This is a genomic window from Vibrio sp. Vb2131, from assembly GCF_033338535.1.
Taxonomy (GTDB): domain Bacteria; phylum Pseudomonadota; class Gammaproteobacteria; order Enterobacterales; family Vibrionaceae; genus Vibrio; species Vibrio alginolyticus.
In genome coordinates this window covers 1-26,404 of record NZ_JAWOSW010000022.1, presented here as the reverse complement: position 1 = coordinate 26,404, position 26,404 = coordinate 1, and the positions used below count along the sequence as shown (strand labels likewise).

Here is a 26,404-nt window from a genome sequence, read left to right as displayed (position 1 = left end):
GTTGATTATAGAGACATTGGTTTTCAGTAATTGATAGAGATGTAAGAGAAAATAATAGAATGAAAATTGCAGTTGCAGGTACGGGCTACGTGGGTCTTTCAAACGCCATGCTTTTGGCTCAGCATCACGAAGTGGTGGCGGTCGATATCATCCCAGACAAAGTGGCATTACTAAACAACAGACAGTCGCCTATCGCCGATGTTGAAATTGAAGATTTTCTGGCAAACAAAACACTTAATTTTGTTGCGACCACAGATAAAGCGCAGGCTTACGACGGCGCTAAGTACGTGGTTATTGCGACGCCGACGGATTATGATCCGGCCACCAACTACTTTAATACCTCTTCAGTTGAATCGGTGATCAAAGACGTGATGGCGATAAACCCTGAAGCGGTGATGGTCATCAAGTCGACGGTTCCGGTAGGTTATACGGCTCGCATTAAACAAGAGCTGGGTTGTGAAAATATCCTCTTTTCTCCAGAGTTTTTACGCGAGGGTAAAGCGCTTTACGACAACCTACACCCATCTCGTATTATTGTCGGTGAGCGAAGTGAACGTGCCGAGACTTTCGCAAGTTTATTGGTCGAGGGTGCGGTAAAAGAAGACATTCAAGTACTGTTTACGGATTCAACAGAAGCAGAAGCGGTTAAGCTGTTTTCAAACACTTATTTAGCGATGCGTGTTGCGTATTTCAATGAGCTGGATTCTTATGCAGAAGCGCATGGCTTAGACGCACGCCAAATTATTGAAGGTGTCGGTTTAGATCCTCGTATTGGCAATCATTACAATAATCCATCGTTTGGTTACGGTGGCTACTGTCTGCCAAAAGACACTAAGCAGCTTCTTGCAAACTATCAAGATGTACCAAATAACATCATTGGTGCAATTGTAGATGCAAACCGCACGCGCAAGGACTTTATTGCCGAGTCGATCATCAAACGCCAGCCTAAAGTCGTCGGTATTTACCGCCTAATAATGAAGGCAGGTTCTGATAACTTCCGCGCTTCTTCTATTCAGGGGATCATGAAGCGCATCAAAGCAAAAGGCATTGACGTCGTGGTATATGAGCCTGTTCTGCAAGAAGAGGAGTTCTTCAACTCTCGTGTCGTAAAAGACTTGAATGAGTTCAAACAGACTGCTGATGTGATTGTTTCAAACCGTATGGTAGAAGAACTGGCTGACGTCGCTGATAAAGTCTATACACGTGACCTGTTTGGTAGCGATTAATTTCAATTTTCTTAAAGCTAAAGGCTCCTTCCGTGGAGCTTTTTTTCAGTTGGTAATTAAAAATGATAAAAAAATGTCTATTCCCTGCAGCGGGTTACGGTACGCGTTTCTTGCCTGCGACTAAATCCATGCCAAAAGAAATGATGCCAGTGGTCAACAAACCACTCATCGAGTATGGCGTCGAAGAAGCTATTGAAGCAGGCATGGATGGCATGTGTATTGTGACGGGTCGTGGCAAGCATTCACTGATGGATCATTTCGATAAAAACTACGAGTTAGAGCATCAAATTAGCGGTAGTAGTAAAGAAGTACTATTAGATGATATCCGTATTTTGATTGATTCAGCGAGCTATACCTATATTCGTCAGCGTGAAATGAAAGGCTTGGGTCATGCTATTCTGACCGGGCGTGAGCTAGTGGGTGACGAACCGTTCGCTGTGGTATTGGCCGATGACCTGTGTGTTAACGAAGACAAAGGTGTGCTGGCGCAGATGGTTGAGTTGTACAAGCAGTTCCGCTGTTCGATTGTCGCCGTACAAGAAGTCCCAGAAACAGAGACGCATAAATACGGTGTGATTGCGGGTGAGATGATCAAAGATGACATCTTCCGCATCGACAATATGGTTGAAAAGCCAGAGCCGGGCACCGCACCAAGTAATCTGGCGATCATTGGTCGCTATATTTTGACTCCGGATATATTCGAATTAATTGAAAATACTGAGCCGGGCAAAGGTGGCGAAATTCAAATCACGGATGCGCTGATGCAGCAGGCACAAAACGGCTGCGTATTGGCGTACAAGTTTAAAGGTCAGCGCTTCGACTGTGGTAGCGTAGAAGGTTACATTGAAGCGACAAACTACTGCTTTGAGAATATTTACAACAAACCTTCGAAAAATCAGGTTAAAGAAGTGCCTGCCGAGCAGGTTGCTTAATTACGTTAGGGCCCAGGTACTTAAGTCCTAGGCCCTATAACCTCATACATCAATAAACCACCGAAAATCCTTTCTTTTCTAACGCTTTCCCCAATACTTGTTGGGCTTCATCTTCCCCATGAATCAAATGAATGGCTTTTGGTTGTGTGGGAATGCCAGTAATAAATTTGAGTAAATCACTTTTGTCTGTATGGGCGGAATAACCAGATATAGTATGAATCTGGGTACTAACTTGGATTTCTTGAGCATCTATCTCAACCTCTGAATTGCCTGATAGTATCGCCTCACCTAACGTACCTTGAGCTTGATAACCTGCGAATAGCACATCGTTTCTTTCATCGGGAAGAAGGCCTTTCAAATAGTTGACGATTCTGCCGCCTTCACACATTCCGGAAGCGGCTACAACAAGGGCGGTTTCATCAGTTGAAGCGAGTCGGCTTACTAAGGCTGTATGCTCGGTGTGACTTTCAACTGTAATACACTGTTCGAAAGCAAGTGGATGGCGTTGATTGTCTAATCTTTGTTTTGCTTCCTGACTCCATAAGGTTTTAAAACGTCGATACGTTTTTGTCACTTCTTTTGCTAGAGGGGAGTCTAGGATGATCGGTAATGACGATGCCAATTCATGCTGGTTAATCAATTGCTCAATATCAAATAGCAGCTCTTGTGTTCGGCCGACACTAAAAGCAGGGATCAGAATCACACCACCATCTTTTAACGCATGATCAATGATGTCGTTTAAACGCTTTGTACGTGTCGCAATGTCTTCATGCTGTCTATCGCCGTAGGTGGATTCTATAAATAGGTAGTTCGCGCGCTCTGGCGATTGTGGATCAGGCAAAAGTGGCGTATTCGATGGCCCTAAGTCACCGGAGAAAACGACAACTTCATTATTTGACAGTTTAAATTCGACATACGCAGAGCCCAATATATGCCCTGCAGGTTGGAAGCGGACATGTGCGAGAGCAGGGATTTCTACCCACTGCTGATAATCACAAGGTTTGAGTTGCTTCTTGATGATATTGAGGACTTGTTGTCGCTGGCGGTAGTTTAAACCGAGTTGCAGTTTCAAGCCGTCTTCAAGCATTAAGGGAACGAGTTCCGCCGTTGCTTGCGTGCAATATATTGGCCCTTTAAATCCAGCAGCTAGTAACCATGGCAATCTGCCAATGTGATCTATATGAGCATGAGTGAGAACGAGCGCTCTTATCTGTTCGATAGGAAACTCAATGTTCAGAGAGGAGTTGCGACCATTAAAGCTGAGATCCTTGCCTTGAAAGAGCCCGCAATCAATCAAAATACTGCCATTGTCGAGCTTAAGTTCATGACAGGAACCCGTAACGGTATGCTTTCCGCCATGATGGATAACGCTGGCGATGTCTGAGATTGGTGTCGTCATGGCTTAAGTTCTCCTTCTATCTTCAGCATAGGTGAGTAGGTAAGAAAAGAGTAAGGCTTATGACCTAGTGGATTGGATGTAATTCGTTGGAAAATTAACGAAATGCGATGAGGTTAGCACCGAAAAACATTGCCATCTTAAAGGGTTAATAAGGAGAATTTAGAATATACGGAAATAGTTAGCTGTTGTTTAGTGTATTTGCATTGGTTTATTTGCTGTTTGGATATTCCTGATGTCGCAGGAGCTTCTCGGAATGACGGGGTTGAGGAAATGAGTTAGGACGAGGCTTATCTTACCAATAGGCGAGCGACTCGTCACAGTTTTCCAAGTTCGTGGTACAATTAGCATTAAGTTCAAAGAGTTCCTCTCGTAAATACAACGTAAGCGCTTTCCTGCTGTCGATTACAAGAGAAAACATGTAAAGGTTAAAGATGCAATCAGATCATGAATTCCAAAACTGGACGGTTATCGGTGTCAACGCCAGTTTAAAACTGACCCACTTATCGACGTTATCGCCGAAGTAAAATTGACCCACCCACGTAATTAACCTTTACCTTAAGATAGATTTTCTAGAACCGCTGGTATCGTTCCAGCCGCCTTCTTTCCTTTTAATCGATAGCTTTCACCGCTGATCTGTACGATGTGTGAGTGATGAAGAAGCCTATCGAGTAATGCGGCCGTTAATGTAGTATCATCGGCGAATGCATTTGACCATTGAGAGAACGGCAAGTTACTGGTCACGATAATACTGCCTTTCTCATAACGTTTGGCGATGACGTTGAAAAACAAGTTCGCCTCTTCTCTGCCGAACGGTAGATACCCGATTTCATCGACGACAAGCAGTTTGGGAGCAAGTACACTGCGTCTCAAGTAACTTTCTAGTTTACCTTGAGCTTTCGCAGTAGAGAGTTGAAGCATCAAGTCTGCTGCCGTGATGAACCGCGTTTTAAAACCTTTTTGGACTGCAAGTTGACCAAGACTCACTGCAAGGTGGCTCTTACCAACGCCACTTGGCCCAAGTAACACCACGTTTTCCTTTCGCTCTATGAACGCCAGCCCTGTTAGTTCCTTGAGCTGTTTTCTCGGGGCACCCGTTGCGAACTTGAAGTCATAATCATCGAACGTTTTTTCCATCGGGAAGCTGGCGAACTTAGTCAGCGTGACTCTCGTGCGTTCTGCTCTCACTTCCAGCTCTGCGCTCAGAAGTGACTCTAAGTAATCGGCTAGGCTCAGTTCACGACTGTGGGCGACTTCTGCCAGTCTTGACCATTCCTGACCGATAGCTTGTAACTTCAGCGCAGCACAAGCAGCTTCAATGCGATTCATTTGAAGGTTCATACTCGCACCTCCAACAGAGCGTCATAGGTTGAGAGAGGGTGCTGGAAGCTCTCAAGTGGCATCACACTATCGCTGATTGTTAGTGGTTTGGCTGGACGTGTCGGCGATGGTAGAGACTGAAGTGTAAAGCGCTCTTCATCTAAGAGAACTTGAGGCTTGGCACCTGTCGTACCATGAGTTCGTTGATGAGCGACGGTTTCTAGCCATGCGCCGATATGTCCATTAAGAACATCGGCGGTGATTTTAAGTCCATGCTGCTTGAGTGCTGCCGCAAGCGGAGTGACGAAGCTGTTCTTCAAGTAGGCGTTAAATCGCTCCACTTTTCCCTTAGTCTTTGCGCGATATGGACGACAGGCTCTTGGTTTAAAGTTGTATCTCTTGGCGGCGGTGAGCAACGCAGGGTTCCAGCGGTGCTCACCTTCACCATATGCATCTCGCTCTATCATGATGGCTTTCGCATTATCGAACAGCACTTCTTTGGGGACGCCACCGAAATATTCAAACGCTTCTTCAAGCCCTTCTATCCAGTCTTCTTGTCGCTCTCGTTCACTAAAGCGAACGAACGTCGCTCTGCTATAACCCAGCGTTGCCACGAAGGCTTTAACACGCACACCTTAATGAGTGATAGTCGTGAAGTCGACTTGCATCTGCTCACCTGGCAATGTCTCGAATCGAACCACAGGCTCGACAGGCGTACTAGGTTTGTACTGTTTGATGTACTCCTTGAGCATCGTTATACCGCCTTCATAACCGAGAGATTTTAGCTCACGTAGTAAGACAGTTGCGGGTATCCAATAAGGCTTTGCGGCTTCAATCCGAGTACGCAAGTAGTCATGGTAAGGCTGTAGCTTGGTTGGTCGAGATATACGCTCGGGATACACAGGCGCTTTGTCTTTATTTCGAAGATAAGTGCGAACGGTATTCCTTGATATACCCATATCCTTTGCGATGCGGCGGATGCTTCGCCCTTGCTGATGTAAAACGTGTATTTCCACTAGTTGCTCCTGATTGATCATAATCCGCCGCTTTGTCCATGTTACGAACGGATAGTTTGACTCAGGTGGGTCAATTTTAAATCGGCGTTAGTGGGTCAGTTTTACATCGGCGATGACATCGGTAAAGGTGCAGAGCGAGTTTGTTTTCAAAACCCTTCCAATCCTGCTCAATGTGTGAAGTTGAGCCAGAAAGACGCTGCGAAGAAACCTATCGAGAAATTGAGTTTTTTGAGTGACTAAAAAAGAAAAGCGTTCAGTTCACACATATTCCAGAATTTTTGGGGAAGGTGATAACAGAGACTCAAGTTGGCTTTAAGCAGCAAGTGGTTTTGGACGAGGACCTGTTAGTTTCATTAAACCTTGCACAATATATTGTGCAGCAAGGGAATGAACTCGATATCGACCATTTGCTGTTGGAGATTCGAATTCTAAAAGATTACTTGATCGAGAACCGAGTTATACCAAGTGATTTAGTGTTGACGAACTTGCTGGTGAGGCAGGCTGAAGGGGCTATTACACTCTATTTGGTTGATGGATTTGGTAATACAGAATTTATTCCGGTATCGGACTTTATCCCTTACCTAATGCATAAAAAGATTAATCGTAAGTTTAAGAAATTTCTAAGGAAAAACTTGCACGTTTTCATCAAGAAGAAAAAACAGTTGAAGAGTTAGAGGCTTACGGCAAAAAAATCGATAAGTTTGAAGACCTGTACCTTTGAAGGTGTTTTATTTGGTGGTTTGATGTTGGTGGGTGACGGTTTTGAACCGAGATAGAGAAAGGGATGCATGATGCATCCCTTTGTTATTTTTATTTGTTTAAAAACAAAATTAAGCTTTTGCTGCTGCCGCTGCTTTAGCGATTGCTGCGAAGCTCTTCGCGTCTAGAGAAGCACCACCAACTAGAGCACCATCGATGTCTGGTTGTGAGAAGTATGCTTCTGCGTTTTCTGGTTTAACAGAACCGCCGTATTGGATGATTACTTGCTCAGCAACTGCTTCGTCTTTTGCTGCGATTAGTGCACGGATAGAAGCGTGGATGCGTTGTGCATCTTCAGCTGTCGCTGCTTTACCAGTACCGATTGCCCAGATTGGTTCGTAAGCAATGATTGCGCCGTTTAGAGCTTCAACGCCGTAAGCGTCGATAACTGCGTTGATTTGACGAGCACATACTGCTTCAGTTTCGCCTGCTTCGTTTTGTGCTTCAGATTCACCGATACAGAAAACTGGTGTTAGGCCGTTTTCTTTAAGGAAGTTAAATTTCTTCGCGATGAACTCGTCTGATTCGTTGTGGTAATCACGACGCTCAGAGTGGCCGATGATGATGTGAGTAGCACCGAAATCTTTCAACATTTCTGGAGACATGTCGCCAGTGAAAGCACCGCTGTTGTTTAGGTCAGTGTTTTGCGCACCTAGAATGATCTTGTTACCGCCTTCTGCGATTACGCGCTCAGCTAGATCGATGTAAAGTGCTGGTGGAGCTACTGCTACGTCAACACCTTCAACGCCTTCAAGCTCAGCGTTAAGACCAGTTAGCAGCTCAGTTACCATCGCTTTGCTGCCGTTTAGTTTCCAGTTACCCATAACTACAGGACGACGCATAGGAATATCTCCGTATTATCTATTAATGATTAATGTAAAAAATCTACGAAAGAATATAACAGAATAATTTGAACAGATCATGATTGGTATCATGTCTTGTTCGGCTTTGTACATCTGGTCAGCGTAGCACTTGTTTCTGTCAGTTCTATCAAAAGTAATCAAAAGCAATCGATTGGTGATCACGTAGACAGAATGATAGTTCATTCCTCGGAAATTGCAGCTTGGATTGGTATTACTACGCACTGGATTTTAATGTTGTAGAAAGGAATCAAAATGCCAAATTTGGTTTTAGAGTACTCGAACTCAGTGGAAGAGCGCGTCAACGTTCAAGGTTTACTGGAAGATTTACATAGAGCAGCCTTGGATTGCGGCCTTTTTGAATTGGCATCAGTGAAGTCAAGAACACTCCGCTGCCATAACTGGCTAATAGGTGAAGAAGGCGACAGTCTGGATTTTATCCATGTAAACTTTGAGTTACTGGAAGGAAGAACGTCAGAACAAAAACGCGCGTTATCCCGAGACTTAATGGTTGTACTTCAAGAACAAGCCAGCCATGTTCACAGCCTAACGGTGAACATTCGCGATATGGATGTGGAGAGTTTTCAGAAAGTAGTGAATTGATAGTAACAGCTTGTTTCTCGTGTCTTTAGTTTTACGTTGCTCCTTCCTAAAGTGAACGGGCTCGGCTAATCTAGAGTTATTTATTTTTGGGATAATTGTGAATGTTGACTAAAGAGCTACTGTTTTCTTTTCGAGGGCGCATCGGGCGTAAAACATTTTGGATATGGAACATTGTCTATTACGTTTCTATCTTAGGTTTTGGTGTGGGTATCAATCAGCTGTTTCCCGCGTTTTCTTACCTTCTGCTGCCTATTTTTCTCTTGGTCATGCTTATTCCTGATCTCGCGATTACCACAAAGCGCTGGCACGATCGTGATAAATCGATTTATTGGTTAGCGCTTAATATTCCTTTGGTTTTAGGTCGGCTCGCTACACCAATGACGAGTCCAGTTTCACAAGAGTCGGCTACGCCGCAATTGTTCATTGCTTCTATATCTTTAATTTGTGGCGTATGGATCTTGGTTGAATGTGGTTTATTAAAAGGAACGAAAGGCCCCAATCAGTACGGTCCTGATCCGGTTGGATAAATGATGCCGCTCGCTAGGGCAACAGTGAGCGGATTGATAAGTTTAAGGGCGATTATTACAGGATCCGAGAGTCATCAACAATAATCGTCATTGTCCCTCAGCGAGCTGAACTGAACCACATTATGTGTCTTTTCAGGTTGCGGTGTTCCTTGCAACGCTTCTCTGAACTTCATCACTTGTTTCTGTAGTTCATTCATCAATACCACGTTGACATGGTTTGGGTTTTTACAGTTGTTGATCACTCTGTCTATATGGCTCTGCTGCGCCCAAAGTCGTGGCTGCATGCTTTCTGATGCGCCTTCTATCATTTCGCGGGCTTTATCTTGTCGGAATTGCTCAAAAGCTTCCGGGTCATCTTGTGCCATTTTCATCAGCTCGTCGAAAGAGGGCAGAGTTTGCGGTTTGTGGTTACGCAGATTGGCCATCGTTTGTCTCCCAATCTATACGGATAGTTACACTTCGATACTAAAAGCGTATATCACGGAGAAGGCCGGAACGTCGAAATGACTCTGTAGTCTCAGATATAAGAGAGCGGTTTTATAGATGAGTTCTAGGTAGGAACTGCGTGTTTTTAATCATTGCCTACGCTTGAATACGGTATACGCAACGTCGCTGGCCGCTAATGATATGCTCAGTGCGTTCCACACGAGTTTCATCGCCAAGTAGTGCTTGGAACACACTTAGTTCTGACTGGCAGAGACTAGGACAACGTGTAGCAGCTTTACAAATAGGGCAGTGGTTCTCAATTAAGATAAAACTGTGCTCATCTTGCTCAAGCTCTGCCATGTAGCCTTCTTGTTCTCGTAATGAGACCAGCGTTTTCAATTTGCTTTCCAGCGTGTCACATTGATCAAGATGTTGACGATAGTTTTGTAACGTTAGCTTTTCGCGTTCAGAGGTCACTTTCTCGAGGCCATCTTTACCAAATATGTGTTCGACGGCTTCGATGAATTGTACGGTGAGTTCACCATGGCGGTCGGCAAATTGCTCATGGCCTTTTTGAGTAAGAGCCCAGTGTCTGGTCGGGCGACCGACTTTGACTTTGACGTCGTAGATAGACAGGATGCCATCATCTTCTAAACCTTGCAGGTGCTGACGAGCCCCCATGGTTGTCATACCTAGCTCAGAGGAGAGTTGTTTTGCAGTGACGGAACCATCACGCTTAACGATTTGCAATATCCTATCTACGGTCTTCATATACCCACCATTTATACGTCAGTAGATATTATGCGCGATAGGGTTAGTAAAGAAAAGTGTTGACTTAATTTGAGTGTGGCTTTGTAGGTGCTATCTCTATGCGAACCAATATATACACTCTGAACAGTGAGAAACGAGTGTGATTCAGAATCTATTGCCCGGTTGTTCGGAAAGAAAGGCTCAAGCTCAGACTGAGCGAGAGCCTCGAGAAATGCTTAAAGAATAATATCGCGCACTTCTGGATCTTTACGATCTAAGTAGTGAGTCGACTTAATGCGACGAATAGTACGGCATCGACCACGCACGAGCAGCGTTTCTGTGGTTGCGATATTGCCTTGGCGAGAGATGCCTTCTAGCAAGTCACCTTTAGTAATGCCTGTTGCTGAAAATACCACATTGTCGCTACGAGCCATGTCTTCCATTTTGAGGACAACATTCGCTTTTACGCCCATTTCATCGCAGCGTTTTAGTTCATCTGCACCGTAAATGCGGTTTTCTTCAGTATCGCCTTTTACTTCGTGACGAGGAAGCAGACGACCATGCATGTCACCATCTAGCGCTCGAATTACCGCTGCTGATACTACCCCTTCTGGCGCGCCGCCAATACAGTACATCATGTCCACTTCACTGTCTGGCATACAAGTCAGAATAGAGGCAGCCACGTCTCCATCAGGCACCGCAAAGACACGTACACCCATTGCTTGCATTGCTGCAATAATGTCATCGTGGCGAGGTTTCGCAAGGGTAATAACGACTAGGGTATCAAGTGGCTTGTTCAGGGCTTTTGCTACGTTCTCTAGGTTTTCTTTTAACGGCTTCTCTAAGTCAATTACGCCTTTTGCGCCAGGGCCAACAACCAGTTTTTCCATGTACATATCTGGCGCTTTAAGAAAGCTGCCTTTCTCACCTGCGGCAAGTACGGCTAGTGCGTTCGATTGTCCCATTGCCGTCATACGCGTCCCTTCAATCGGGTCGACTGCAATATCCACTTCATCACCACCAATACCAACTTGCTCACCAATGTATAGCATTGGCGCATCATCGATTTCACCTTCACCAATGACAATTTCACCACTGATATCTGTTTTGTTCAGTAGCGTGCGCATAACTTCAACAGCTGCGCCATCGGCTGCGTTTTTATCGCCACGGCCAAGCCATTTGTAACCAGCCAGAGCTGCACCTTCAGTCACACGGGAAAATGCCATTGCTAAATCGCGTTTCATGATGTCTCCAAGTAAGCAAGAGGGAAGAAGAATTTGCGCGGCGATTCTATCACAAGGTCGAGTAAACGTTTGCCTTTTTGCGAGGCTTTTACTTTATCTAACTTGAATTTGATCAATACTTAGGGCGATTTTCAGCGTAGCGGGACGCAAAATCCTTGCTCAAAAATGCTTCGGTGACAAGAAAAGTCAGCGTTTAGTGAGATTGCGCTGATTTTTTGACCGAATGATGCAAAATATCGAATATAGTGAGTGTTTCTCATCGCGACGCTGAGTAGAATGAACCTTATATAGGTTAGGTGTGCATCAATCTCGCACATCGTCCCAACGGAATAACATAGGTAGGCCAAGATGTCTTTTGAAGTACTAGAACAACTAGAATCTAAAATTCAAACTGCAGTTGACACAATCACTCTTCTTCAGATGGAAGTCGAAGAGCTGAAAGAAGATAAAGCTAAACTTGCGGAAGAAGCGAACGAGCTTCGCTCTCAACGTGAAGAGCTAGAGCAAAAAGCACAACAAGCACAGCAAGAGCACGCACAATGGCAAGAGCGCATTCGTGCACTACTTGGCAAAATGGACGAAGTGGAATAATTCAGCTTCTTCATTCCAAATTAAAAACACCCGCGTTAAGCGGGTGTTTGTGTTTTAGGGAAGTAGAAAATGTTAAGACAAGGCTAGGCGCTAATAGCTAAGAGAAAACCCTATAACTTAGACACCTAAGACTCGCTATGCTTCCTCGTCCAACTCTAAATCAATATTCAATGGTTCAGACGACAGGATAACTCCGGTGCTATCGGCATAAATATAATCTTCAGGTAAGAAGCTGACGCCGCCAAAGTTGACTGGTACATCCAATTCGCCAATACCCTGGCTGGTCGCTCCAACAGGAATAGAAGCGAGGGCTTGAATGCCTAAATTCATATCTTCAAGTTCATCGACTTCACGAACACAGCCGTAAACGACAATGCCTTCCCACTCGTTTTCTTCCGCAATGGTTGCGATTTCTGCATCGATAAGGGCTTTACGTAGGGAACCGCCACCGTCAATTAACAAAACGCGACCAAGTCCATCTTGCTCTAATGTCTCGCGGATCAACGAATTATCTTCAAAACACTTGATGGTGGTGATTTGCCCGGCAAATGAAGCGCGGCCGCCAAAGTTACTGAACATTGGTTCAACCACATCTACCTGATCGAGGTAAATATCACAGAGTGCTGAGGTATTGTATTCCATAGCGTACCTTTCTAAACAGAAATTGGTTGTCTTTGAGTATATCTAGGCATTAAGTCAATGCAATGACAATCCTTTTTTAACTTACTAGAGTTTGAGCTACCACAATTGTTGCAAACAAAACGTTGGTGACTAGAGAGCATTTCACGATGACTGGCATCATTGGTGCTATCTGAGCGGGCTTTTGTGTATGCCAAACTGCTTTACCATGATCGGCCACGAAATAAATACTAAGTAAAAATGGCAAGCTAATCCAAACGGGTTTGTCTTGAATTAACAAGTAAGCTGCAAAGGCAAGGATAGCTCCGCCAAGTAAAATAAAGTGGTACTGTTTGGCTTTACGTTGACCTAAGCGTACCGCCACCGTGCGTTTACCACACTCTCGGTCGTTCTCTATATCACGCATATTGTTGATATTGAGTACTGCAACGGCGAGTAAACCGCAGCCTAAAGCAGGTAAGAATAGCGTGGTGTCTACGTGACCAGTATGCAAGAAGTAGGTACCGGATACGCCGAGTAGACCAAAAAACAAGAACACTGATATATCGCCAAGCCCCACGTAACCGTATGGTTTGCTACCCATGGTATAAGCAATGGCTGCGAGAATGGCCAAAATTCCCAGCCCGATAAAAGTGACAATGCTTTCCAATGAACTTAGTGAATAGAAAACTAACACCAAGCCTGAGATAGCGGTCAGAACGATGTTAAAGATAATTGCTTGTTTCATTTGTTTCGCACTTACCGCGCCAGACTGCATCGCTCGTAATGGGCCGAGGCGTTTGTCGTTATCTGTGCCTTGAACGGTATCGCCATAGTCGTTTGCCAGGTTGGACAGAATTTGCAGCAATGTCGCGGTTACGAAAGCCATGATGGCAATCGTCAGTGAGAAATGACCCGCCGAGTACGCGAGCACGCTACCTGTTAAGATAGAGACCAATGCCAGAGGTAATGTTTTTGGACGAGCGGCTTCAAGCCAGATCTGTAGAGATTGTTTCATGGAAATTTCGTGCTAGTAACCAATGTGCCCAGTATAGACATAAATTTTTATGTACACTATTAACTTAAATCAAATAGGAGACGATTAAGTAAACTAATATGAGTATTAAAAGCAATACAGCGAGGTTCCTATAGCCTTAAGTATTCATTATTTATGAGTGATTCTATAACTTTATTTCTTTTCATGTTTTTTGAAATTGATATAGCTTTAAGTTTTTCATTGCTGCTTTCAGATAAGTTTATACAATATTGCTTTTTAGATTGAACTTTATCTCTAAACTTCTTTTGATCCCATGCCTTTTTTATCCTCTTAATAGTGATTTCTCTTTTGTTCTCTTCAATTGCATCAAAAAAAGCGATAATGAAATCTTTCAGGTCTTGCGTTGAGCTTTTATTATTCCAAATGTGTTTAATAACCAAAGGCTCATGTTTAAGTATGTAGCTCCATGCCCACTTTATTTTTTCCTCATCATCTTTCAACCATGAAATGATCTCAGTTTTATCAAGTGATAAATACCACTTTCTCACAATCCCCCTCTCTAGTTCAATATGGCTATGCTTGCTTCTATTTACCTTTCTTATATATGATAGTACCCAGTCTACTCTTTCTTTAAAACTGCTTCCATTTGGATTTAATGATAGTTTTCCGGATAGTTTTTTTTGAATGTAAAACCATGAAAAATTACAAAACCTTTCATTTTTTCGTATTTCATTTTTTATGTATAAAATTGAATTGTATTTTTCTTCTATTTTCCCGACAATCCTTTTGCAATCTTCAAATGAGTATGATTTAAGAGTAGTATTTATTATGTTTTCATTTTCTTTAATACTTAATGATTCGTCCCATACTGCTCTAATACCATGTGTTGATAGCTGATTAGTATAGAACTTTCCCATGTTTTCATCTTTAATCATTACATCGTAATCTTCCATAATTAAACCCTCTTAAATAGTAATTTTTATCAGCCAGTATCTTACATTTACTACAATGTAGTTTCAATCTGCTCAGCCTTTATCTTTCAAAACTACAATGTAGTTTTTCAGTGATGTAAGTTAAAAGTTGATTGTCACTAATCATTCATGGTTGTAGCTAACTTCAGAGTCGCTCTTTCGCATGTGTTGTTCAGGGGCTTAGAATTAACGCTTACTAGATATGTTGGTATGGTTAATATACATACATAATTAAATATATAGTTAACCGTATATACTCACTTAACTAAGTACTTATATCCTACACACTCTACCTTAGTAGAATTGGTATGCTCTCCTTAAATACCATGTATTAAATAACACAGTAATTCATATCTTTGGATGAATACCAAAGAGAATGAATGATGACTTATACTTACAAAGGTTTAGAGGTTCTTTATCCGGTCGATCAACTCAATAAACACTATCTAGATCGTATTATATTAACCATGTCTAAAGTATTAAAAGACTATAAGAGAGTTCATGCGTTAAGACTGGATCTGAGACTTCCTGTTTCTGACAGTGAAAAAGACATACTTTTCAGAGATGAGATTTTGAACAATACATTTAATCAAAAAAATATCATTAAACGATTCTTTGAATCCTTGAAGGCAAAAATAAAAGCGCAAGAAAAAAGAATGAAAGCGAGTGGTAAAAGGGTATATCCATGTCACCTACGGTATGTTTGGTGTAGGGAAAGGAATAAATCTACAAATGACCACTATCACCTTGTCCTGTTTTTTAATAAAGATAGATATTGGAGTAGCGGTTATAGAGATAATGAAGAAAGTTTAGCAAGACTCATTATGGATGCATGGAATAGCGCACTAGGAGAGTGTGTTGATAATGCAGATAGGTTGGTTCAACTTGTTTATAAAGGTACGCATTATTTAGAACAAAATAAATACGACTTCGAGAATAAATACCAGGCCCTCTTTACAAGACTCAGTTACTTTGCCAAAAATAGAACGAAGCATTATGGTGAAGGAAAACGTTGCTTTGGAACTAGTCAGGGATGATAGCTAATATTAATCTGCTCATCTGTTTAGTATTTCGAAACGTGATTGCTCTATAGATTGATTATAAGTGTAGAGATAACTGGAGAAGCATATGGTCTCTTAGGTTCAACTTGCCATTCGGGGTATGCTAAATAAGCACGCAGCATTCGGTGGTACGGTCATGCACTGTTGGTAGATTGGCCTCGATAACATCAGTAGTGTTAATGGTATCCGTTCTCAGGCCCCTACGTCTGTGTCAGTGTAAATGCCGTCTCACGTACTTAGTTATTCATGTATTATTTCCGAGTACGCTTCGTTGTGCTCTATAATGACATTGGGAGTCTGACAAAAAAATAGGAAGCTAGGCCTCCTATTTTTTCGATCTGCTGAAGATTACTATTTGGTTAGAGTTACACATGCCTTCCATGGAAAGTTAGCAGGTGCAGGTTTTACTGTATTAACCGTAACGCAGTCTTCGAATGACTGACCTTCAAAGTCTACATCCGTTAGACGATACCAAATACTAACGCCAGTATCAGTGTATTCAATTGATGCGATTTCACCGTGCTGGAATTCACCAATAACTTCGAATGTCATAGGACGACCTTGGTAGTCGATAGCCCATGCACCAGCTGGACGTAGTCCTCCGATTTCATCAGAGCCGATATTAACACCGCCAGTGTAAGCAAACACAGGCAAGTCTTTGTTAGGTAGCACGCCGTCACCATCGATGTCGATGAAGTAATCTACGTGTGGAATATCAAAGTCTAGACCGTTGTCTGCGTAGTACTTCTGAGTGTTCTCGTAAGCTGCTGTTTTGTACAGTGCTAGGCTGTACTTGGTCAGAGCTTGTTTCATTTCTTCAAACTGAACGGAGTTAGGCTCTAACAATACCTGACCAATTTTCTCGATTTGTTGCTCTAACGTGAGTCCGTTTTCGGTTGCCATAGTTAAAGTACTTGCAGAGATCACGAGTAGCACAGTGCTGGTATCGCCAGCGTTAGAAAGGTTGACGTTATAGAAGTTAATGCCATCTGCCCATTGCTCAGGATCATAACTATAAAGGCTTAGCAGCTCAGTGGTCGCCTCATGCACCGCCTCCTCAAAGGTCTGCCCGGCTTGTACCTTTGCCATGATACTTGCTTTCATGGCCGCTGTAGCGACATTGAAGTTCACTTGTGTCGTTGCGTTCATATCGACAAAAGCGCTCATGCGCATCTGCTCATCACTTTTTCCTGTCAGCTCATTAAAGTAATTCCCCTGTGCAACGAGCTCGACATAAGGCGTATTGAATCGCTCATTCATGTTGTAATTACCTTCATAGTCCTCTATTTGAGTGGTGTAAGAGATGTCGGTCTTTTCTAAGTCTTGGTTAAGTTCATATGTGGTGACGACTGAACCAGGCTGTAGAGGACCTTTCTGTACTGCACCACCAAATTGATATGATTGCCCTGAGTCGTTATTGTCACGCCCGCCAGAAGAGCCGCCACATCCGATTAAGGCTAAAGGAATAGTAAAGAGAGCGATGGTAAGTAGGGGTTTAGATAGGTTCATTCTATTTCTCCATAATAAGTTTTAGAGGGTACTATTTTGTTTAATTCAAGATGAGAGTCAGCGATATCAAACAGCTCTTTAACTTCAGACGAGAGCAGAGTCGCATCTGTTTGAAGCTCAAAGCGAAAGCTCGACATCGTGGCCTCCTGGATGTTGCAAAGAGGTAAGGTGTTCAACTTGGTATGCGTGTGTGTACGCCAAACGAGATAAGGGCTGCCGTGATGGAGTACGAGACTTATTGGTTGAACGTTAGTTAGGCGTAGAGTGCCGTCTCCTTTGTTTATCTTTAATGAGATAAGACGTTGTTGAAGTGTCGCTAGACATACAATCTGAAAAATTTGGATATCGACTTGAGCGTGTTTACTCAATGGGGTTGGGGCTGTGATAGGAACTTTGGATGACCAATGATTTTGAATGTTATTGATGTCTTCAGGAGTTATGTTCGAAAGGAGGTCATCTAAGAGTGGAGCAAGGCTGCTAGGCAGATGATGCTTGGTTGACTCGATGAGCCAATAGATCAATACCGCTTCGTGAGCCGTCGTGCTCATCTTCAGAGTTTCGGTTTTTTGGTAACCAAAGGGTTTGTCTCTATCATCCACCATTACATTGGGAAACATGGCACAGATAGCGGACAGATTACGTTGGATAGTACGCAAGGAGCGCTCTAAACCAAGCGGGGAAAGTTGAGCTTGAATTTGCCTGGCGGTGACTTTCTTATTGTAAGGAATAAGGTTGTAAATCGCCAAGATAAGCTCAAGGTGATACTGAGTTTGGTTAGGTGGCGTCATGGTCAGTTCAACAAGGTTCGTTTTGTTGGGTATGACAATATCAAAAAGGCGCGACAAAGCTTGTCGTATCAATGCCTTAAGCAAAAATGATACGACGAAATTTGTCACACCTACGTCATGAAGTGTCGTGATTAAGGGGGCAGAGGCTTACTTTCCAACGATGGATAAATCGATTTCGTCAAAATCCATGCTTGAAAGATGCCGAGCGAACGTTTTCATCCATACCTGAAGAAGGTCGATTACTTCTGGATGTTCAAGGTTTACCGCCCCTGTATCGGGCTGATAACACCATCCCTTGACAAGATGAAAGTACAGTTCAGGCTGAACGTTGAGCGCGCTCTCAAATGGGTAAGAAAAGCTGATAAAGAAGACAATTTGCCAGGGCTCTGAATTTGCAGTGCGTTGGAACTGCACTTCAACAGGGTGAATGCCTCGGCCATGGCGGTAGTAGCTTAATTGGCGGCAAGTCAAGAGCAACTGTTTGGCATTGTCAGGTAAAGAGTACCCCTTCAATAGCTTCTCCAACTGCTGACGCAATTGTGGCGCTAAAGAAACACCACCATAAATAGTGTTGATCATATCCACCCCTTTTCTGCAAACGAGACACTACTTTCTCCCACAACGATATGGTCAAGCACCCTTACATCCACTAACGCTAAAGCGTCGATAAGCTTGCGTGTGATACGCCTATCCGCTTGAGATGGGGAAGGGTCACCAGAAGGGTGGTTATGCGCCAGAATGACTGCCGCTGCATTCACTTCCAAGACGCTTTTGACGACCTCGCGCGGATAAACGCTGGCGGAGTCAATGGTGCCTTTAAAGAGTGATTTAAACTCGATGACACGGTGCTGGTTATCAAGTAGTAGCAGAGCGAAAACCTCGTGCTCCGCGCTGGCTAGTTTGAATCGAACATACTCTTTGGTTGCTTCAGGGTTACAAAGGGCATTACCTCGAACGTAGCGGTTAGCTAGGATTTCAGCAGCATGCTCTAGGATTTCATTTTCTTGGTGTTTCTTTTGTTTATGGTAGTGAAGGTTATCGGTCGGCATAGGTCCTCCAAGAGTGAAACGATAGGAACTTCACTAAGAGGACATATATCTGAAAATAATTGATTCCAAGGGAAGTTGGAAAGAATTCTAAATGTTTAACAACTAAGTAAGTTTTCAGAGAACATTTAATTTTGAGCTTAGACTATTTAGTTCTGGCTATGTTGAAATTGCTGTTACCTACTTTGACTTAGGAGACTGTTCAATAATGGAGAGATAAAAGTTGTGAAGTGAACGATAGAATTAAGTTCACCTAATAAGAGTACGGATGTTGGAAATTTATAAATATATATCATTTGATGCATACGGTGCTCTTGTTAGATAACGAGACGTTGCAAAGTTTGTTTTTCCATAAAAAGGGTTGCCGACGGCAACCCTTTTTCTACTTATTAATAATGGAGTTTTTATGTCTTTGTATCAAACGCTTGGTAGGGCTATTACTGGAACAGCGAGTGTTGCAGGTGTGATCGCTTCTGCGCCAGTATTTGGTCCGAAAGGAACTATTACATCTAGTGGTGTTGTTGTGTCTGTTTTGGTTGGAACATCAGCAGCATTGCTTGACCAAACAGTGCAATCCACATCTTTGCAAGACCTTACTGTCAAACCTAACGAGCATTGTGACGAACTATAAGCTACAAAATCTTAGGTAGATAAAGAAAGCCATTACACAGTGTCATCCCTATTAAAAGTGGCGTGACGGTAATGGCTTAAATGAACTTACATTAACCAAATGAAAGTTTCCAAGTGTGCACATTTACACAATGTAATTCACTAGGCTAATTGAATCTTACTATTTATAGGATAAATCGGCTTAGATCTTCATCTTCAATCGTATCGCCTAGTCGCGCTTTCACGTAAGCGGAATCAATAACGAATTTAGCGCCAGATTGCTCCGCTGCGTCGTAAGAGATTTCATCCATCAAGCGTTCCATTACGGTGTGTAAGCGACGAGCACCGATGTTTTCTGTGCTTTCGTTGACCGTCCATGCCGCTTCCGCGATTTGCGTGATGCCGTCTTCTGTGAACTCGATGTCCACATCTTCCGTTTTCATCAACGCAACGTACTGCTCTGTTAGAGAGGCTTTCGGCTCTGTTAGAATACGTTTGAAGTCGTTGCTGCTTAGTGCTTCTAGCTCAACACGAATTGGTAGACGACCTTGCAACTCTGGGATCAAGTCAGACGGTTTTGCCACTTGGAATGCACCAGATGCAACGAACAGAATGTGGTCTGTTTTTACCATGCCGTGCTTGGTTGATACTGTGCTGCCTTCAATTAATGGAAGTAGGTCGCGCTGAACACCTTCGCGTGAAACGTCTGGGCCTGAGCTCTCACCGCGTTTACAGATCTTGTCGATCTCATCGATAAATACGATGCCGTTGTTTTCAACGTTGAAAATCGCTGCTTCTTTTAGCTCTTCTTGGTTTACCAGTTTTGCCGCTTCTTCTTCCGCTAACGCTTTCATTGCGTCTTTGATTTTCAGCTTACGTTTTTTCTTTGTGTCGCCAGCGAGGTTTTGGAACATGCCTTGCAGCTGGTTAGTCATCTCTTCCATACCAGGAGGCGCCATGATCTCTACGCCCATTTGTGGTGCGGCTACGTCGAGTTCAATTTCTTTATCGTCTAGTTGGCCCTCACGCAGTTTCTTACGGAAGATCTGGCGAGTGTTAGAAGACTCTTCCGTTTGCTCTGCTTGACCCCAGCTATCACGTGCCGGTGGCAGTAGCGCATCAAGAATACGTTCTTCCGCTTGCTCTTCTGCGCGGAACTTCACTTTTTCCATCGCTTGTTGATGCGTCATTTTTACCGCGACATCTGTTAGATCACGGATGATGGTTTCAACTTCTTTACCAACGTAACCCACTTCGGTGAATTTTGTCGCTTCAACTTTGATGAAAGGGGCATTTGCCAGTTTTGCGAGGCGTCGTGCGATTTCGGTCTTACCAACACCAGTAGGACCAATCATCAAGATGTTTTTGGGCGTCACTTCGGCACGCAAGTTTTCTTCAAGCTGCATGCGGCGCCAGCGGTTACGAAGTGCAATCGCAACCGAACGCTTGGCTTTTTCTTGACCGATAATGTGGCGGTTCAATTCATGAACGATTTCGCGAGGCGTCATTTCAGACATATTCTTTCCTTACTTCGTTACGATTACGCGGTTGGTTTTTCAGGCTCTACTGTTGAGTCTAGCTCTTCTACCGTGTGGTGATGGTTAGTGAAGACACAAATATCACCCGCGATATTGAGAGCTTTTTCCGCGATCTCACGAGCATCTAGATCTGTGTTTTCTAGTAGGGCGGTTGCTGCTGCTTGTGCGTAAGCACCACCAGAGCCAATCGCAATCAGGTCGTGTTCTGGCTGTACGACATCACCATTACCGGTAATGATTAACGATGCGGTTTCGTCGGCAACGGCAAGTAAGGCTTCGAGCTTGCGCAGAGCACGATCGCTACGCCAGTCTTTGGCTAGCTCAACTGCTGCTTTGGTTAGGTGACCTTGGTGCATTTGCAGTTTGCTTTCGAAGCGCTCAAAAAGGGTGAAGGCATCCGCAGTACCGCCGGCAAAGCCCGCTAGTACTTGGTTGTTGTATAGGCGGCGAACTTTGCGCGCATTACCTTTCATTACGGTATTGCCTAGAGATACTTGGCCATCACCCGCGATGACGACTTTATTATTTCGACGTACAGATACAATGGTAGTCACAGTCGACCTCTTGATTATTTCTCTTTGGATTTAATTCAGTATATGGGGGAGGAGAAATGGGGATTCAAGGGGGCAAAAAGAAAGGCCCTAGGATCTTAGCTCCTAGGGCCTGAGTTTAAAGATTTTCTTTCCAAATCGCGCACGGCTCGATTTTCGCGCGTTGCAGTTTATGACGGTCACGTTCTGCATCACGTTTGAACTTATACGGACCTAGTACCACGCGATACCATGAACTGCCTTCTTTCTTACGAATCTTGCTCGACATCCCTTGGAATGCGATTGCAAGCTTGCGCTCTTCTGCTTGTGCCTGGGTTTTGTACGCGCCACACTGCATGATGTAAGGAATTTTAGAAACTTCAATTTCTTTGGCCACAACTTCAACTTCACGTTTCGGTAGTGACTCAACATATTCCCATTTTTCTTCTGGTGGTGGCGGCAAATCTTTTTTCGGTTTTGGTTTACTTACAGTGGTTGTTGGCTGTTTCACTACAGGCTGTTTAGGTTCTGGATCGCTACTCAAAAGGTAAAGACCATAGCCAAAACTACCCACTAGCAAGATAGCGAGCAGACCACTACGCCAAGGCTTTTTTCTTATCGGCGGCTGTTTTTTTGTCGACTTTTTTGGGGCGCCTCGCCCCCGTCTTACATAATCTCTATTTGCCACGGTTATTTCTGGTCATCAAGGATTCTTGCAAATATGTTAATCCAGAACGAGTTGAGAAAACACCCTATTGATAGAATCTTGATAGCTAAAGCGCGACAACGCCCGAGTATAGGGGGGTGTTTCAGTTCTCGCTTATATTTATTCAGGGATACACAAAAAGCAGGAGGGTAAATAAAAAGCGGCGCCTTAGCACCGCTTTAGGGATGAATACTAATCTTTAGGTTAAGGGCGCTGTGGTGGCGCTGCACTTCCGCGAATGACGAGATTAGTTTCAAGCAGACGCGAGCCTGAATGCACGTCGTGGCCTTTTAACATCTCGAGCATCATTAGCATTGCTTGTCGACCAATCTCATAGCGAGGCTGAGAGATAGTGGTCAACGGTGGATCGCAGTACTGAGCGAAGTTAATGTCATCAAAGCCCACAACAGAGAGATCTTGCGGGACTCGTAAGCCAAGCTTTTTCGCTTCTTGAATTGCGCCGATGGCCATTGTGTCACAGTGACAGAAAATAGCCGTTGGTGGCTCTGGCAATTCGAGCAGTTTACGAACGGCTTTTGCTCCGCCATCAAAAGAGAATTCAGTAATGACACTATATTGTGGATCTTTATTGATGCCGGCACGGCGCAGGGCTTGTTGGTAGCCTTGTTGGCGGAACTGACACAATATTGCTGTATCTGGTCCAGAGATTTGAGCAATGCTTTTATGACCTAATTGGGTCAGGTAATTCACCGCTTCAAATGCTGAGGTCAGGTTGTCAATATGTACTGTCGGAAGCTCGAGTTCAGGCGCAAATTCACACGCCATTACCATCGGAGGTAAGTTCTTTTGTTCTGGCTTACTGACATCGAATGGTAGATCTGTACCAAGCAGTAGCATTCCATCTGCCTGCTTAGTAAATACGAGATTAACGAAAGAGCTTTCGCGTTTCTTCTGTTGTCCGCTATCGCCCAGAAGGACTAGATAGCCATGTTCCATGGCTGCATCTTCAATACCGCGAATAATTTCAGAAAAATAAGGATCACAGATGTCGGGAACGATAGTAACAATGGTTTTTGATTCGTTTCTACGTAAGTTACGCGCTAATGAGTTTGGAGAATAACCCGCTTCAAGTACGGCTTCTTCTACTCTCTTTCTTGTAGAAGAAGAGACCTTCTCTGGATTCATTAAGGCTCGAGATACCGTAGCCGTAGACACTCCCGCAAGCTGGGCAACATCCTTCATTGTCGCCATAGTTTTTAACCTCTCATTTATTTTTTGCCAAGGTGACGTTATTCCGGTTTGAAATCAGAGTAATCGACCGAGTTAGAGCTGTGTTTGCTCTTCGCTCAGTTCGTGTTAATGAGTGGGAAAATGGATTCTTCACCGCGATATCAATTTATGGGAATAGTCATTGTTTTAATTTAAGCCTGTGCAAACAAGTCACTTTAGACTTTTCTAATTTGGATAGTCTATTCATTTCTAAAGTGAAAGTTACGGTCTGTTTAACAAAAATTGCAATCTTGGTGTGATTTTGGTCACATTAAATGGTAATTCATTACATAGTTAAACGTTTGCTAGCTGAGATCTTGTGGTTCTATGTCTAAATTCCAGCGTACTTTCTTAGCATTTGGCAACAACTCAATAGCAGGTTTGGCACTGGTTAATAACTTTTGCATCAATGAACGATGTTGAGTTTGTAGTAATAGTTGCCAGCGGTATTTACCAGCCCGCTTAGCCAAAGGTGAAGGAGTTGGGCCTAATACCATACAAGAACTATCGAACAGAGGGTGTGACTCTAACGTAAAACGAACCTGACGCAGGAAGTCTTCAACTACCTCACTTTGGTTTGCCTCTGCTTTGAACAGAGTCAAGAAACTATAAGGCGGAAGCTGAGCCAGTTTGCGTTCTTCCAGAGCAGTCATAGCAAAGTGGCGATAGTCTTTTTGAAGCAGGGCCTGCAGCAAGCTGTGCTCAGGATGGTGGGTTTGTAGGATAACCTCGCCAGGTTTACTTGCGCGGCCGGCACGACCTGCGACTTGAATAAACAACTGCGCTAGTCTCTCGGAAGCGCGGAAGTCGCTACTATAGAGAGAGCCATCAACATCCAAAAGAGCAACGAGCGTTACATTTGGAAAATGGTGCCCCTTAGCCAGCATTTGGGTGCCAATCAGAATTTGATGTTCACCTTTACGAATTGATTCAAGGGCATCTTCCAAACTACCTTTGCGACGTGTGCTGTCTCTGTCGATGCGAATAGCGTTGTATTCTGGAAATAACTGAGCCAATTGTTGTTCGAGTTGTTCCGTTCCTACGCCGACGGTAACCAGTTGAGTTGAACCACACCCCTGACACTGATGAATTACCGGTTGTTGTGAGCCGCAGTGATGGCAGCGTATTTCGTTGCTGTAATGGTGGAACGTATAGTACGCATCACAGCGTTTACATTCTGCAATCCAACCGCATTCATGGCACATCAAAGCGGGCGAAAAGCCTCGGCGGTTAAGAAACAACATTACTTGATTGCCAGCTTTTAAATGCTTGCGCATTTCGGCAATCAGTTGGGCAGATAAGCCACTTTCTAAATACTGACCTTTTACATCTAACACTTTATTGGTGGTTGGTACGGCAGAGCCAGCTCGTTGGGTTAGTGTTAAATGGTGATACTTGCCTGACAAGGCATTGTGCAATGTCTCCAGTGCAGGTGTGGCTGAGCCCAGAACAATAGGCACTTGCTCCTTGTGCGCACGCATGACCGCGACATCACGAGCGTGGTAGCGCAAGCTGTCTTGTTGCTTATATGAGGAGTCGTGTTCTTCATCGACAATAATGATGCCCAGATCCGCAAAGGGAGTGAGTAGGGCAGAGCGTGTGCCGATAATGATTCCGGCCGCTTTGTCGCGTGCAGAAAGCCACGCATTCAGACGCTCCGTCTCGTTTAACCCGGAGTGGATGACGTCAACTGGCACATTAAAACGGCGTTTAAAGCGGTTGATGGTTTGGGGCGTTAAGCCAATCTCTGGTACTAAAACCAAGGCTTGTTTACCTTTCTCTAAGACCGGCTTGATCAGGTTGAGGTACACTTCTGTCTTACCTGAGCCCGTGACGCCTTCTAATAAATAGGAGGCAAAACCTGTTTGGCTATTTACACTCGCAATAGCCAGCGCTTGTTCGTGGTTGATCTTTGGCTTCTCGACGTCGCATTCAACGTGCTGTCCCCACTGGGTGATTACAGGCCTCTTCTCGATACGTTCAATCCAGCCTTTCTCTTCTAAAGACTTTAGTACTGTTGAGGCTATCTCTTGGTCGACAAATTCCTGGTGAGGCAAAGCGCCGTTAACCAACATTTGCAAGACCTTCTGTTGTTTGACCGCTCGACGATCAAGCCCTTGCATCAGCTTGTCTTTACCGGATTCGGTAATTTGCCACTCTTGTAGCGTCGCAAAATCTGCAGGCTTTCCTTTACGTAGAGCTGCTGGCATCGCATTGTGTAGCGTATCTCCAAGTGGGTATTGGTAGAACTGGCTGCACCAAGTCAGCAACGAATAAAGCTTTTCAGACCATATCGGCTGAGAATCAAGAACTGCTTTGATTGGCTTGAGTTGATCTTTGGGAAAGTCCGAGTGATTAACCATCGCGGTGACGATGCCAACTAACGTTTGGCGTCCAAAAGGTACGGAAACGCGTCCACCAATGATCGGAAACAGGTGCCCCGGAATGGCGTAATCAAATTGTTTGTCGAGCGGAACGGGTAATGCCACTCTAGCAATGGTTGGACGCATAAATTCTTAGCTATTAAAAAAGAGGGAAAGGAAATGAGAGTCTATTAAAATCGGTATGGAAATTCGAGTAAAGCAATGCGATTCAGCGTGAATCGTGCCTCTATGATTAGTCTGGCTAAAAAAGTGGCGAAAAAGTTGCCAAATGTGTTGATCCGAGCAATGTGATTCTTTACTATATCGCGCCTTGAGATATGGCTTCGGCAATTAGTTGATGCGGTATCCCATTTTATTATTAATTGCGTGTGGTGTGCGGCTTAGATTCGTATAGCGACACGGCCTACTATTGAGGTTATCCCATGAAAGCTGGTATCCACCCAGAATACAAAGCAGTAAAAGCGACTTGTTCTTGCGGCAACTCTTTTGAGTTCAACTCTACTCTAGGTAAAGAGTCTATCCACCTAGACGTATGTGACAAGTGTCACCCATTCTACACTGGTAAGCAACGTATCGTTGATACAGGCGGCCGTGTTGATCGCTTCAACAAGCGTTTCGGTGCACTATCAAGCGGTAAGAAATAATAGCAGCCGCTATTACGATTACAGTTTAGAAAAGGACGCTTCGGCGTCCTTTTTGTTTTCAGCCCTAAACCACCTACTTCAGTAGGTGGTTATCATCCGTTTCGGCTTTGCCTGTAAAACTAC

Annotated in this window: 27 protein-coding genes and 1 pseudogene; 9 read left to right on the top strand and 19 right to left on the bottom strand. The window is 43.9% G+C overall.

The genetic code is table 11. The features are described from left to right. The first annotated feature begins 59 nt into the window (after positions 1-59). Positions 60-1,226 carry a nucleotide sugar dehydrogenase gene (locus tag R7E38_RS19630; RefSeq protein ID WP_318081999.1) on the top strand — a complete coding sequence of 389 codons (1,167 nt, stop codon included), beginning with the start codon at positions 60-62 and terminating at the stop codon, positions 1,224-1,226. 62 nt (positions 1,227-1,288) lie between these two features. Then, positions 1,289-2,158: a UTP--glucose-1-phosphate uridylyltransferase GalU gene (gene galU, locus R7E38_RS19625; protein ID WP_318081998.1), complete on the top strand. Its 870-nt coding sequence runs from the start codon at positions 1,289-1,291 to the stop codon at positions 2,156-2,158. A 49-nt stretch (positions 2,159-2,207) separates the two neighbouring features. On the opposite strand, the gene R7E38_RS19620 is transcribed toward galU, so the two are convergent. The 3 genes and pseudogenes from R7E38_RS19620 to istA form a co-directional block, all read right to left on the bottom strand. Further along, positions 2,208-3,557, bottom strand: a complete 1,350-nt coding sequence (locus R7E38_RS19620) for an MBL fold metallo-hydrolase (RefSeq protein ID WP_318081997.1) — start codon at positions 3,555-3,557, stop codon at positions 2,208-2,210. A gap of 555 nt (positions 3,558-4,112) precedes the next feature. Continuing rightward, positions 4,113-4,895 carry an IS21-like element helper ATPase IstB gene (istB, locus tag R7E38_RS19615; RefSeq protein ID WP_318081996.1) on the bottom strand — a complete coding sequence of 261 codons (783 nt, stop codon included), beginning with the start codon at positions 4,893-4,895 and terminating at the stop codon, positions 4,113-4,115. Further along, positions 4,892-5,911 (bottom strand): annotated as a pseudogene (gene istA / locus R7E38_RS19610) (IS21 family transposase). Before istA ends, istB begins: the two are co-directional and overlap by 4 nt. Positions 5,912-6,177: 266 nt before the next feature. Here istA and R7E38_RS19605 point away from each other — a divergent pair. Then, positions 6,178-6,564, top strand: a complete 387-nt coding sequence (locus tag R7E38_RS19605) for a YrbL family protein (protein WP_318081995.1) — start codon at positions 6,178-6,180, stop codon at positions 6,562-6,564. A gap of 156 nt (positions 6,565-6,720) precedes the next feature. Here the strand turns inward: R7E38_RS19605 and tpiA are convergent, their stop codons facing one another. Beyond that, positions 6,721-7,491 carry a triose-phosphate isomerase gene (gene tpiA / locus R7E38_RS19600; RefSeq protein WP_014230647.1) on the bottom strand — a complete coding sequence of 257 codons (771 nt, stop codon included), beginning with the start codon at positions 7,489-7,491 and terminating at the stop codon, positions 6,721-6,723. Positions 7,492-7,764: 273 nt separating this feature from the next. Between tpiA and R7E38_RS19595 the strand changes: the two genes are divergently transcribed. Together R7E38_RS19595 and R7E38_RS19590 are read left to right on the top strand one after the other, a co-directional pair. After that, positions 7,765-8,112, top strand: a complete 348-nt coding sequence (locus R7E38_RS19595) for a 5-carboxymethyl-2-hydroxymuconate isomerase (protein ID WP_318081994.1) — start codon at positions 7,765-7,767, stop codon at positions 8,110-8,112. Between the two features lie 101 nt (positions 8,113-8,213). Then, positions 8,214-8,639 (top strand): DUF805 domain-containing protein, encoded by a 426-nt coding sequence (locus R7E38_RS19590; RefSeq protein ID WP_318081993.1) that lies wholly within the window; start codon positions 8,214-8,216, stop codon positions 8,637-8,639. Between the two features lie 74 nt (positions 8,640-8,713). Here R7E38_RS19590 and R7E38_RS19585 read toward each other — a convergent pair whose 3' ends face one another. The 3 genes from R7E38_RS19585 to glpX all read right to left on the bottom strand — a co-directional run bounded on the left by R7E38_RS19585 (position 8,714) and on the right by glpX (position 11,059). Further along, positions 8,714-9,064, bottom strand: coding sequence for a DUF3135 domain-containing protein (locus R7E38_RS19585; protein WP_318081992.1), 351 nt, complete (start codon positions 9,062-9,064; stop codon positions 8,714-8,716). A 157-nt stretch (positions 9,065-9,221) separates the two neighbouring features. Next, entirely contained in the window at positions 9,222-9,836 is a 615-nt protein-coding gene (locus R7E38_RS19580) for a metalloregulator ArsR/SmtB family transcription factor (RefSeq protein WP_318081991.1), read from the bottom strand. Between the two features lie 215 nt (positions 9,837-10,051). After that, positions 10,052-11,059, bottom strand: a complete 1,008-nt coding sequence (glpX, locus tag R7E38_RS19575; protein ID WP_265571231.1) for a class II fructose-bisphosphatase — start codon at positions 11,057-11,059, stop codon at positions 10,052-10,054. Between the two features lie 348 nt (positions 11,060-11,407). Here glpX and zapB point away from each other — a divergent pair, with 348 nt between their 5' ends. Then, positions 11,408-11,650 (top strand): cell division protein ZapB, encoded by a 243-nt coding sequence (zapB, locus tag R7E38_RS19570; RefSeq protein WP_005379536.1) that lies wholly within the window; start codon positions 11,408-11,410, stop codon positions 11,648-11,650. A gap of 135 nt (positions 11,651-11,785) precedes the next feature. Here the strand turns inward: zapB and rraA are convergent, their stop codons facing one another. The 3 genes from rraA to R7E38_RS19555 form a co-directional block, all read right to left on the bottom strand. After that, positions 11,786-12,292, bottom strand: a complete 507-nt coding sequence (rraA, locus tag R7E38_RS19565) for a ribonuclease E activity regulator RraA (protein ID WP_318081990.1) — start codon at positions 12,290-12,292, stop codon at positions 11,786-11,788. Between the two features lie 76 nt (positions 12,293-12,368). Continuing rightward, a complete protein-coding gene (locus tag R7E38_RS19560) occupies positions 12,369-13,286 on the bottom strand; it encodes a 1,4-dihydroxy-2-naphthoate polyprenyltransferase (RefSeq protein WP_213869763.1) in 918 nt (305 codons plus the stop codon). 128 nt (positions 13,287-13,414) lie between these two features. After that, positions 13,415-14,218 (bottom strand): hypothetical protein, encoded by an 804-nt coding sequence (locus R7E38_RS19555; RefSeq protein WP_318081989.1) that lies wholly within the window; start codon positions 14,216-14,218, stop codon positions 13,415-13,417. A gap of 398 nt (positions 14,219-14,616) precedes the next feature. On the opposite strand from R7E38_RS19555, the gene R7E38_RS19550 reads away from it, so the two are divergent. After that, complete coding sequence (locus tag R7E38_RS19550) at positions 14,617-15,273, top strand: inovirus Gp2 family protein (protein ID WP_198039096.1); 657 nt, start codon at positions 14,617-14,619, stop codon at positions 15,271-15,273. Between the two features lie 375 nt (positions 15,274-15,648). Here R7E38_RS19550 and R7E38_RS19545 read toward each other — a convergent pair whose 3' ends face one another. From R7E38_RS19545 to radC, 4 genes are all read right to left on the bottom strand, one after another. Next, positions 15,649-16,806, bottom strand: coding sequence for a hypothetical protein (locus R7E38_RS19545; RefSeq protein WP_140367213.1), 1,158 nt, complete (start codon positions 16,804-16,806; stop codon positions 15,649-15,651). After that, positions 16,803-17,627, bottom strand: a complete 825-nt coding sequence (locus R7E38_RS19540) for a helix-turn-helix transcriptional regulator (protein WP_025998521.1) — start codon at positions 17,625-17,627, stop codon at positions 16,803-16,805. The genes R7E38_RS19545 and R7E38_RS19540 overlap by 4 nt, the downstream gene beginning before the upstream one ends. A 114-nt stretch (positions 17,628-17,741) precedes the next feature. Further along, positions 17,742-18,173, bottom strand: a complete 432-nt coding sequence (locus R7E38_RS19535; protein ID WP_024703421.1) for a DUF2787 family protein — start codon at positions 18,171-18,173, stop codon at positions 17,742-17,744. After that, the gene (radC, locus tag R7E38_RS19530) at positions 18,170-18,643 is read right to left on the bottom strand and encodes a RadC family protein (protein ID WP_064353570.1); all 474 of its coding nucleotides are present in this window, start codon (positions 18,641-18,643) and stop codon (positions 18,170-18,172) included. The genes R7E38_RS19535 and radC overlap by 4 nt, the downstream gene beginning before the upstream one ends. Before the next feature lie 403 nt (positions 18,644-19,046). Between radC and R7E38_RS19525 the strand changes: the two genes are divergently transcribed. Continuing rightward, on the top strand, positions 19,047-19,271 hold the full coding sequence (locus R7E38_RS19525) for a hypothetical protein (protein WP_064353571.1): 225 nt from the start codon (positions 19,047-19,049) through the stop codon (positions 19,269-19,271). Positions 19,272-19,434: 163 nt separating this feature from the next. Here the strand turns inward: R7E38_RS19525 and hslU are convergent, their stop codons facing one another. From hslU to priA, 5 genes are all read right to left on the bottom strand, one after another. Continuing rightward, the gene (gene hslU / locus R7E38_RS19520) at positions 19,435-20,766 is read right to left on the bottom strand and encodes an HslU--HslV peptidase ATPase subunit (RefSeq protein ID WP_017633435.1); all 1,332 of its coding nucleotides are present in this window, start codon (positions 20,764-20,766) and stop codon (positions 19,435-19,437) included. A gap of 23 nt (positions 20,767-20,789) precedes the next feature. Further along, the gene (gene hslV, locus R7E38_RS19515) at positions 20,790-21,341 is read right to left on the bottom strand and encodes an ATP-dependent protease subunit HslV (protein ID WP_005383176.1); all 552 of its coding nucleotides are present in this window, start codon (positions 21,339-21,341) and stop codon (positions 20,790-20,792) included. A 115-nt stretch (positions 21,342-21,456) separates the two neighbouring features. Next, complete coding sequence (ftsN, locus tag R7E38_RS19510) at positions 21,457-22,005, bottom strand: cell division protein FtsN (RefSeq protein ID WP_025998522.1); 549 nt, start codon at positions 22,003-22,005, stop codon at positions 21,457-21,459. A gap of 222 nt (positions 22,006-22,227) precedes the next feature. Beyond that, entirely contained in the window at positions 22,228-23,256 is a 1,029-nt protein-coding gene (gene cytR / locus R7E38_RS19505; RefSeq protein WP_257978021.1) for a DNA-binding transcriptional regulator CytR, read from the bottom strand. 302 nt (positions 23,257-23,558) lie between these two features. Then, positions 23,559-25,763: a primosomal protein N' gene (gene priA, locus R7E38_RS19500; protein ID WP_140362776.1), complete on the bottom strand. Its 2,205-nt coding sequence runs from the start codon at positions 25,761-25,763 to the stop codon at positions 23,559-23,561. A gap of 296 nt (positions 25,764-26,059) precedes the next feature. Between priA and rpmE the strand changes: the two genes are divergently transcribed. Next, on the top strand, positions 26,060-26,281 hold the full coding sequence (gene rpmE / locus R7E38_RS19495) for a 50S ribosomal protein L31 (protein ID WP_005379546.1): 222 nt from the start codon (positions 26,060-26,062) through the stop codon (positions 26,279-26,281). Positions 26,282-26,404 lie beyond the last annotated feature (123 nt).

Excerpts from the sequence above, each read along its gene's own strand:
- tpiA (WP_014230647.1), bottom strand. The coding sequence starts at position 7,491 with ATGCGTCGTCCTGTAGTTATGGGTAACTGGAAACTAAACGGCAGCAAA.
- radC (WP_064353570.1), bottom strand. The coding sequence starts at position 18,643 with ATGCCGACCGATAACCTTCACTACCATAAACAAAAGAAACACCAAGAA.
- rpmE (WP_005379546.1), top strand. The coding sequence starts at position 26,060 with ATGAAAGCTGGTATCCACCCAGAATACAAAGCAGTAAAAGCGACTTGT.
- hslU (WP_017633435.1), bottom strand. The coding sequence starts at position 20,766 with ATGTCTGAAATGACGCCTCGCGAAATCGTTCATGAATTGAACCGCCAC.
- glpX (WP_265571231.1), bottom strand. The coding sequence starts at position 11,059 with ATGAAACGCGATTTAGCAATGGCATTTTCCCGTGTGACTGAAGGTGCA.
- R7E38_RS19590 (WP_318081993.1), top strand. The coding sequence starts at position 8,214 with ATGTTGACTAAAGAGCTACTGTTTTCTTTTCGAGGGCGCATCGGGCGT.
- R7E38_RS19560 (WP_213869763.1), bottom strand. The coding sequence starts at position 13,286 with ATGAAACAATCTCTACAGATCTGGCTTGAAGCCGCTCGTCCAAAAACA.
- rraA (WP_318081990.1), bottom strand. The coding sequence starts at position 12,292 with ATGGAATACAATACCTCAGCACTCTGTGATATTTACCTCGATCAGGTA.
- R7E38_RS19535 (WP_024703421.1), bottom strand. The coding sequence starts at position 18,173 with ATGATCAACACTATTTATGGTGGTGTTTCTTTAGCGCCACAATTGCGT.
- R7E38_RS19550 (WP_198039096.1), top strand. The coding sequence starts at position 14,617 with ATGATGACTTATACTTACAAAGGTTTAGAGGTTCTTTATCCGGTCGAT.
- R7E38_RS19545 (WP_140367213.1), bottom strand. The coding sequence starts at position 16,806 with ATGAACCTATCTAAACCCCTACTTACCATCGCTCTCTTTACTATTCCT.
- R7E38_RS19555 (WP_318081989.1), bottom strand. The coding sequence starts at position 14,218 with ATGGAAGATTACGATGTAATGATTAAAGATGAAAACATGGGAAAGTTC.
- galU (WP_318081998.1), top strand. The coding sequence starts at position 1,289 with ATGATAAAAAAATGTCTATTCCCTGCAGCGGGTTACGGTACGCGTTTC.
- istB (WP_318081996.1), bottom strand. The coding sequence starts at position 4,895 with ATGAACCTTCAAATGAATCGCATTGAAGCTGCTTGTGCTGCGCTGAAG.
- R7E38_RS19580 (WP_318081991.1), bottom strand. The coding sequence starts at position 9,836 with ATGAAGACCGTAGATAGGATATTGCAAATCGTTAAGCGTGATGGTTCC.
- R7E38_RS19630 (WP_318081999.1), top strand. The coding sequence starts at position 60 with ATGAAAATTGCAGTTGCAGGTACGGGCTACGTGGGTCTTTCAAACGCC.
- priA (WP_140362776.1), bottom strand. The coding sequence starts at position 25,763 with ATGCGTCCAACCATTGCTAGAGTGGCATTACCCGTTCCGCTCGACAAA.
- R7E38_RS19620 (WP_318081997.1), bottom strand. The coding sequence starts at position 3,557 with ATGACGACACCAATCTCAGACATCGCCAGCGTTATCCATCATGGCGGA.
- R7E38_RS19595 (WP_318081994.1), top strand. The coding sequence starts at position 7,765 with ATGCCAAATTTGGTTTTAGAGTACTCGAACTCAGTGGAAGAGCGCGTC.
- R7E38_RS19525 (WP_064353571.1), top strand. The coding sequence starts at position 19,047 with ATGTCTTTGTATCAAACGCTTGGTAGGGCTATTACTGGAACAGCGAGT.
- R7E38_RS19585 (WP_318081992.1), bottom strand. The coding sequence starts at position 9,064 with ATGGCCAATCTGCGTAACCACAAACCGCAAACTCTGCCCTCTTTCGAC.
- zapB (WP_005379536.1), top strand. The coding sequence starts at position 11,408 with ATGTCTTTTGAAGTACTAGAACAACTAGAATCTAAAATTCAAACTGCA.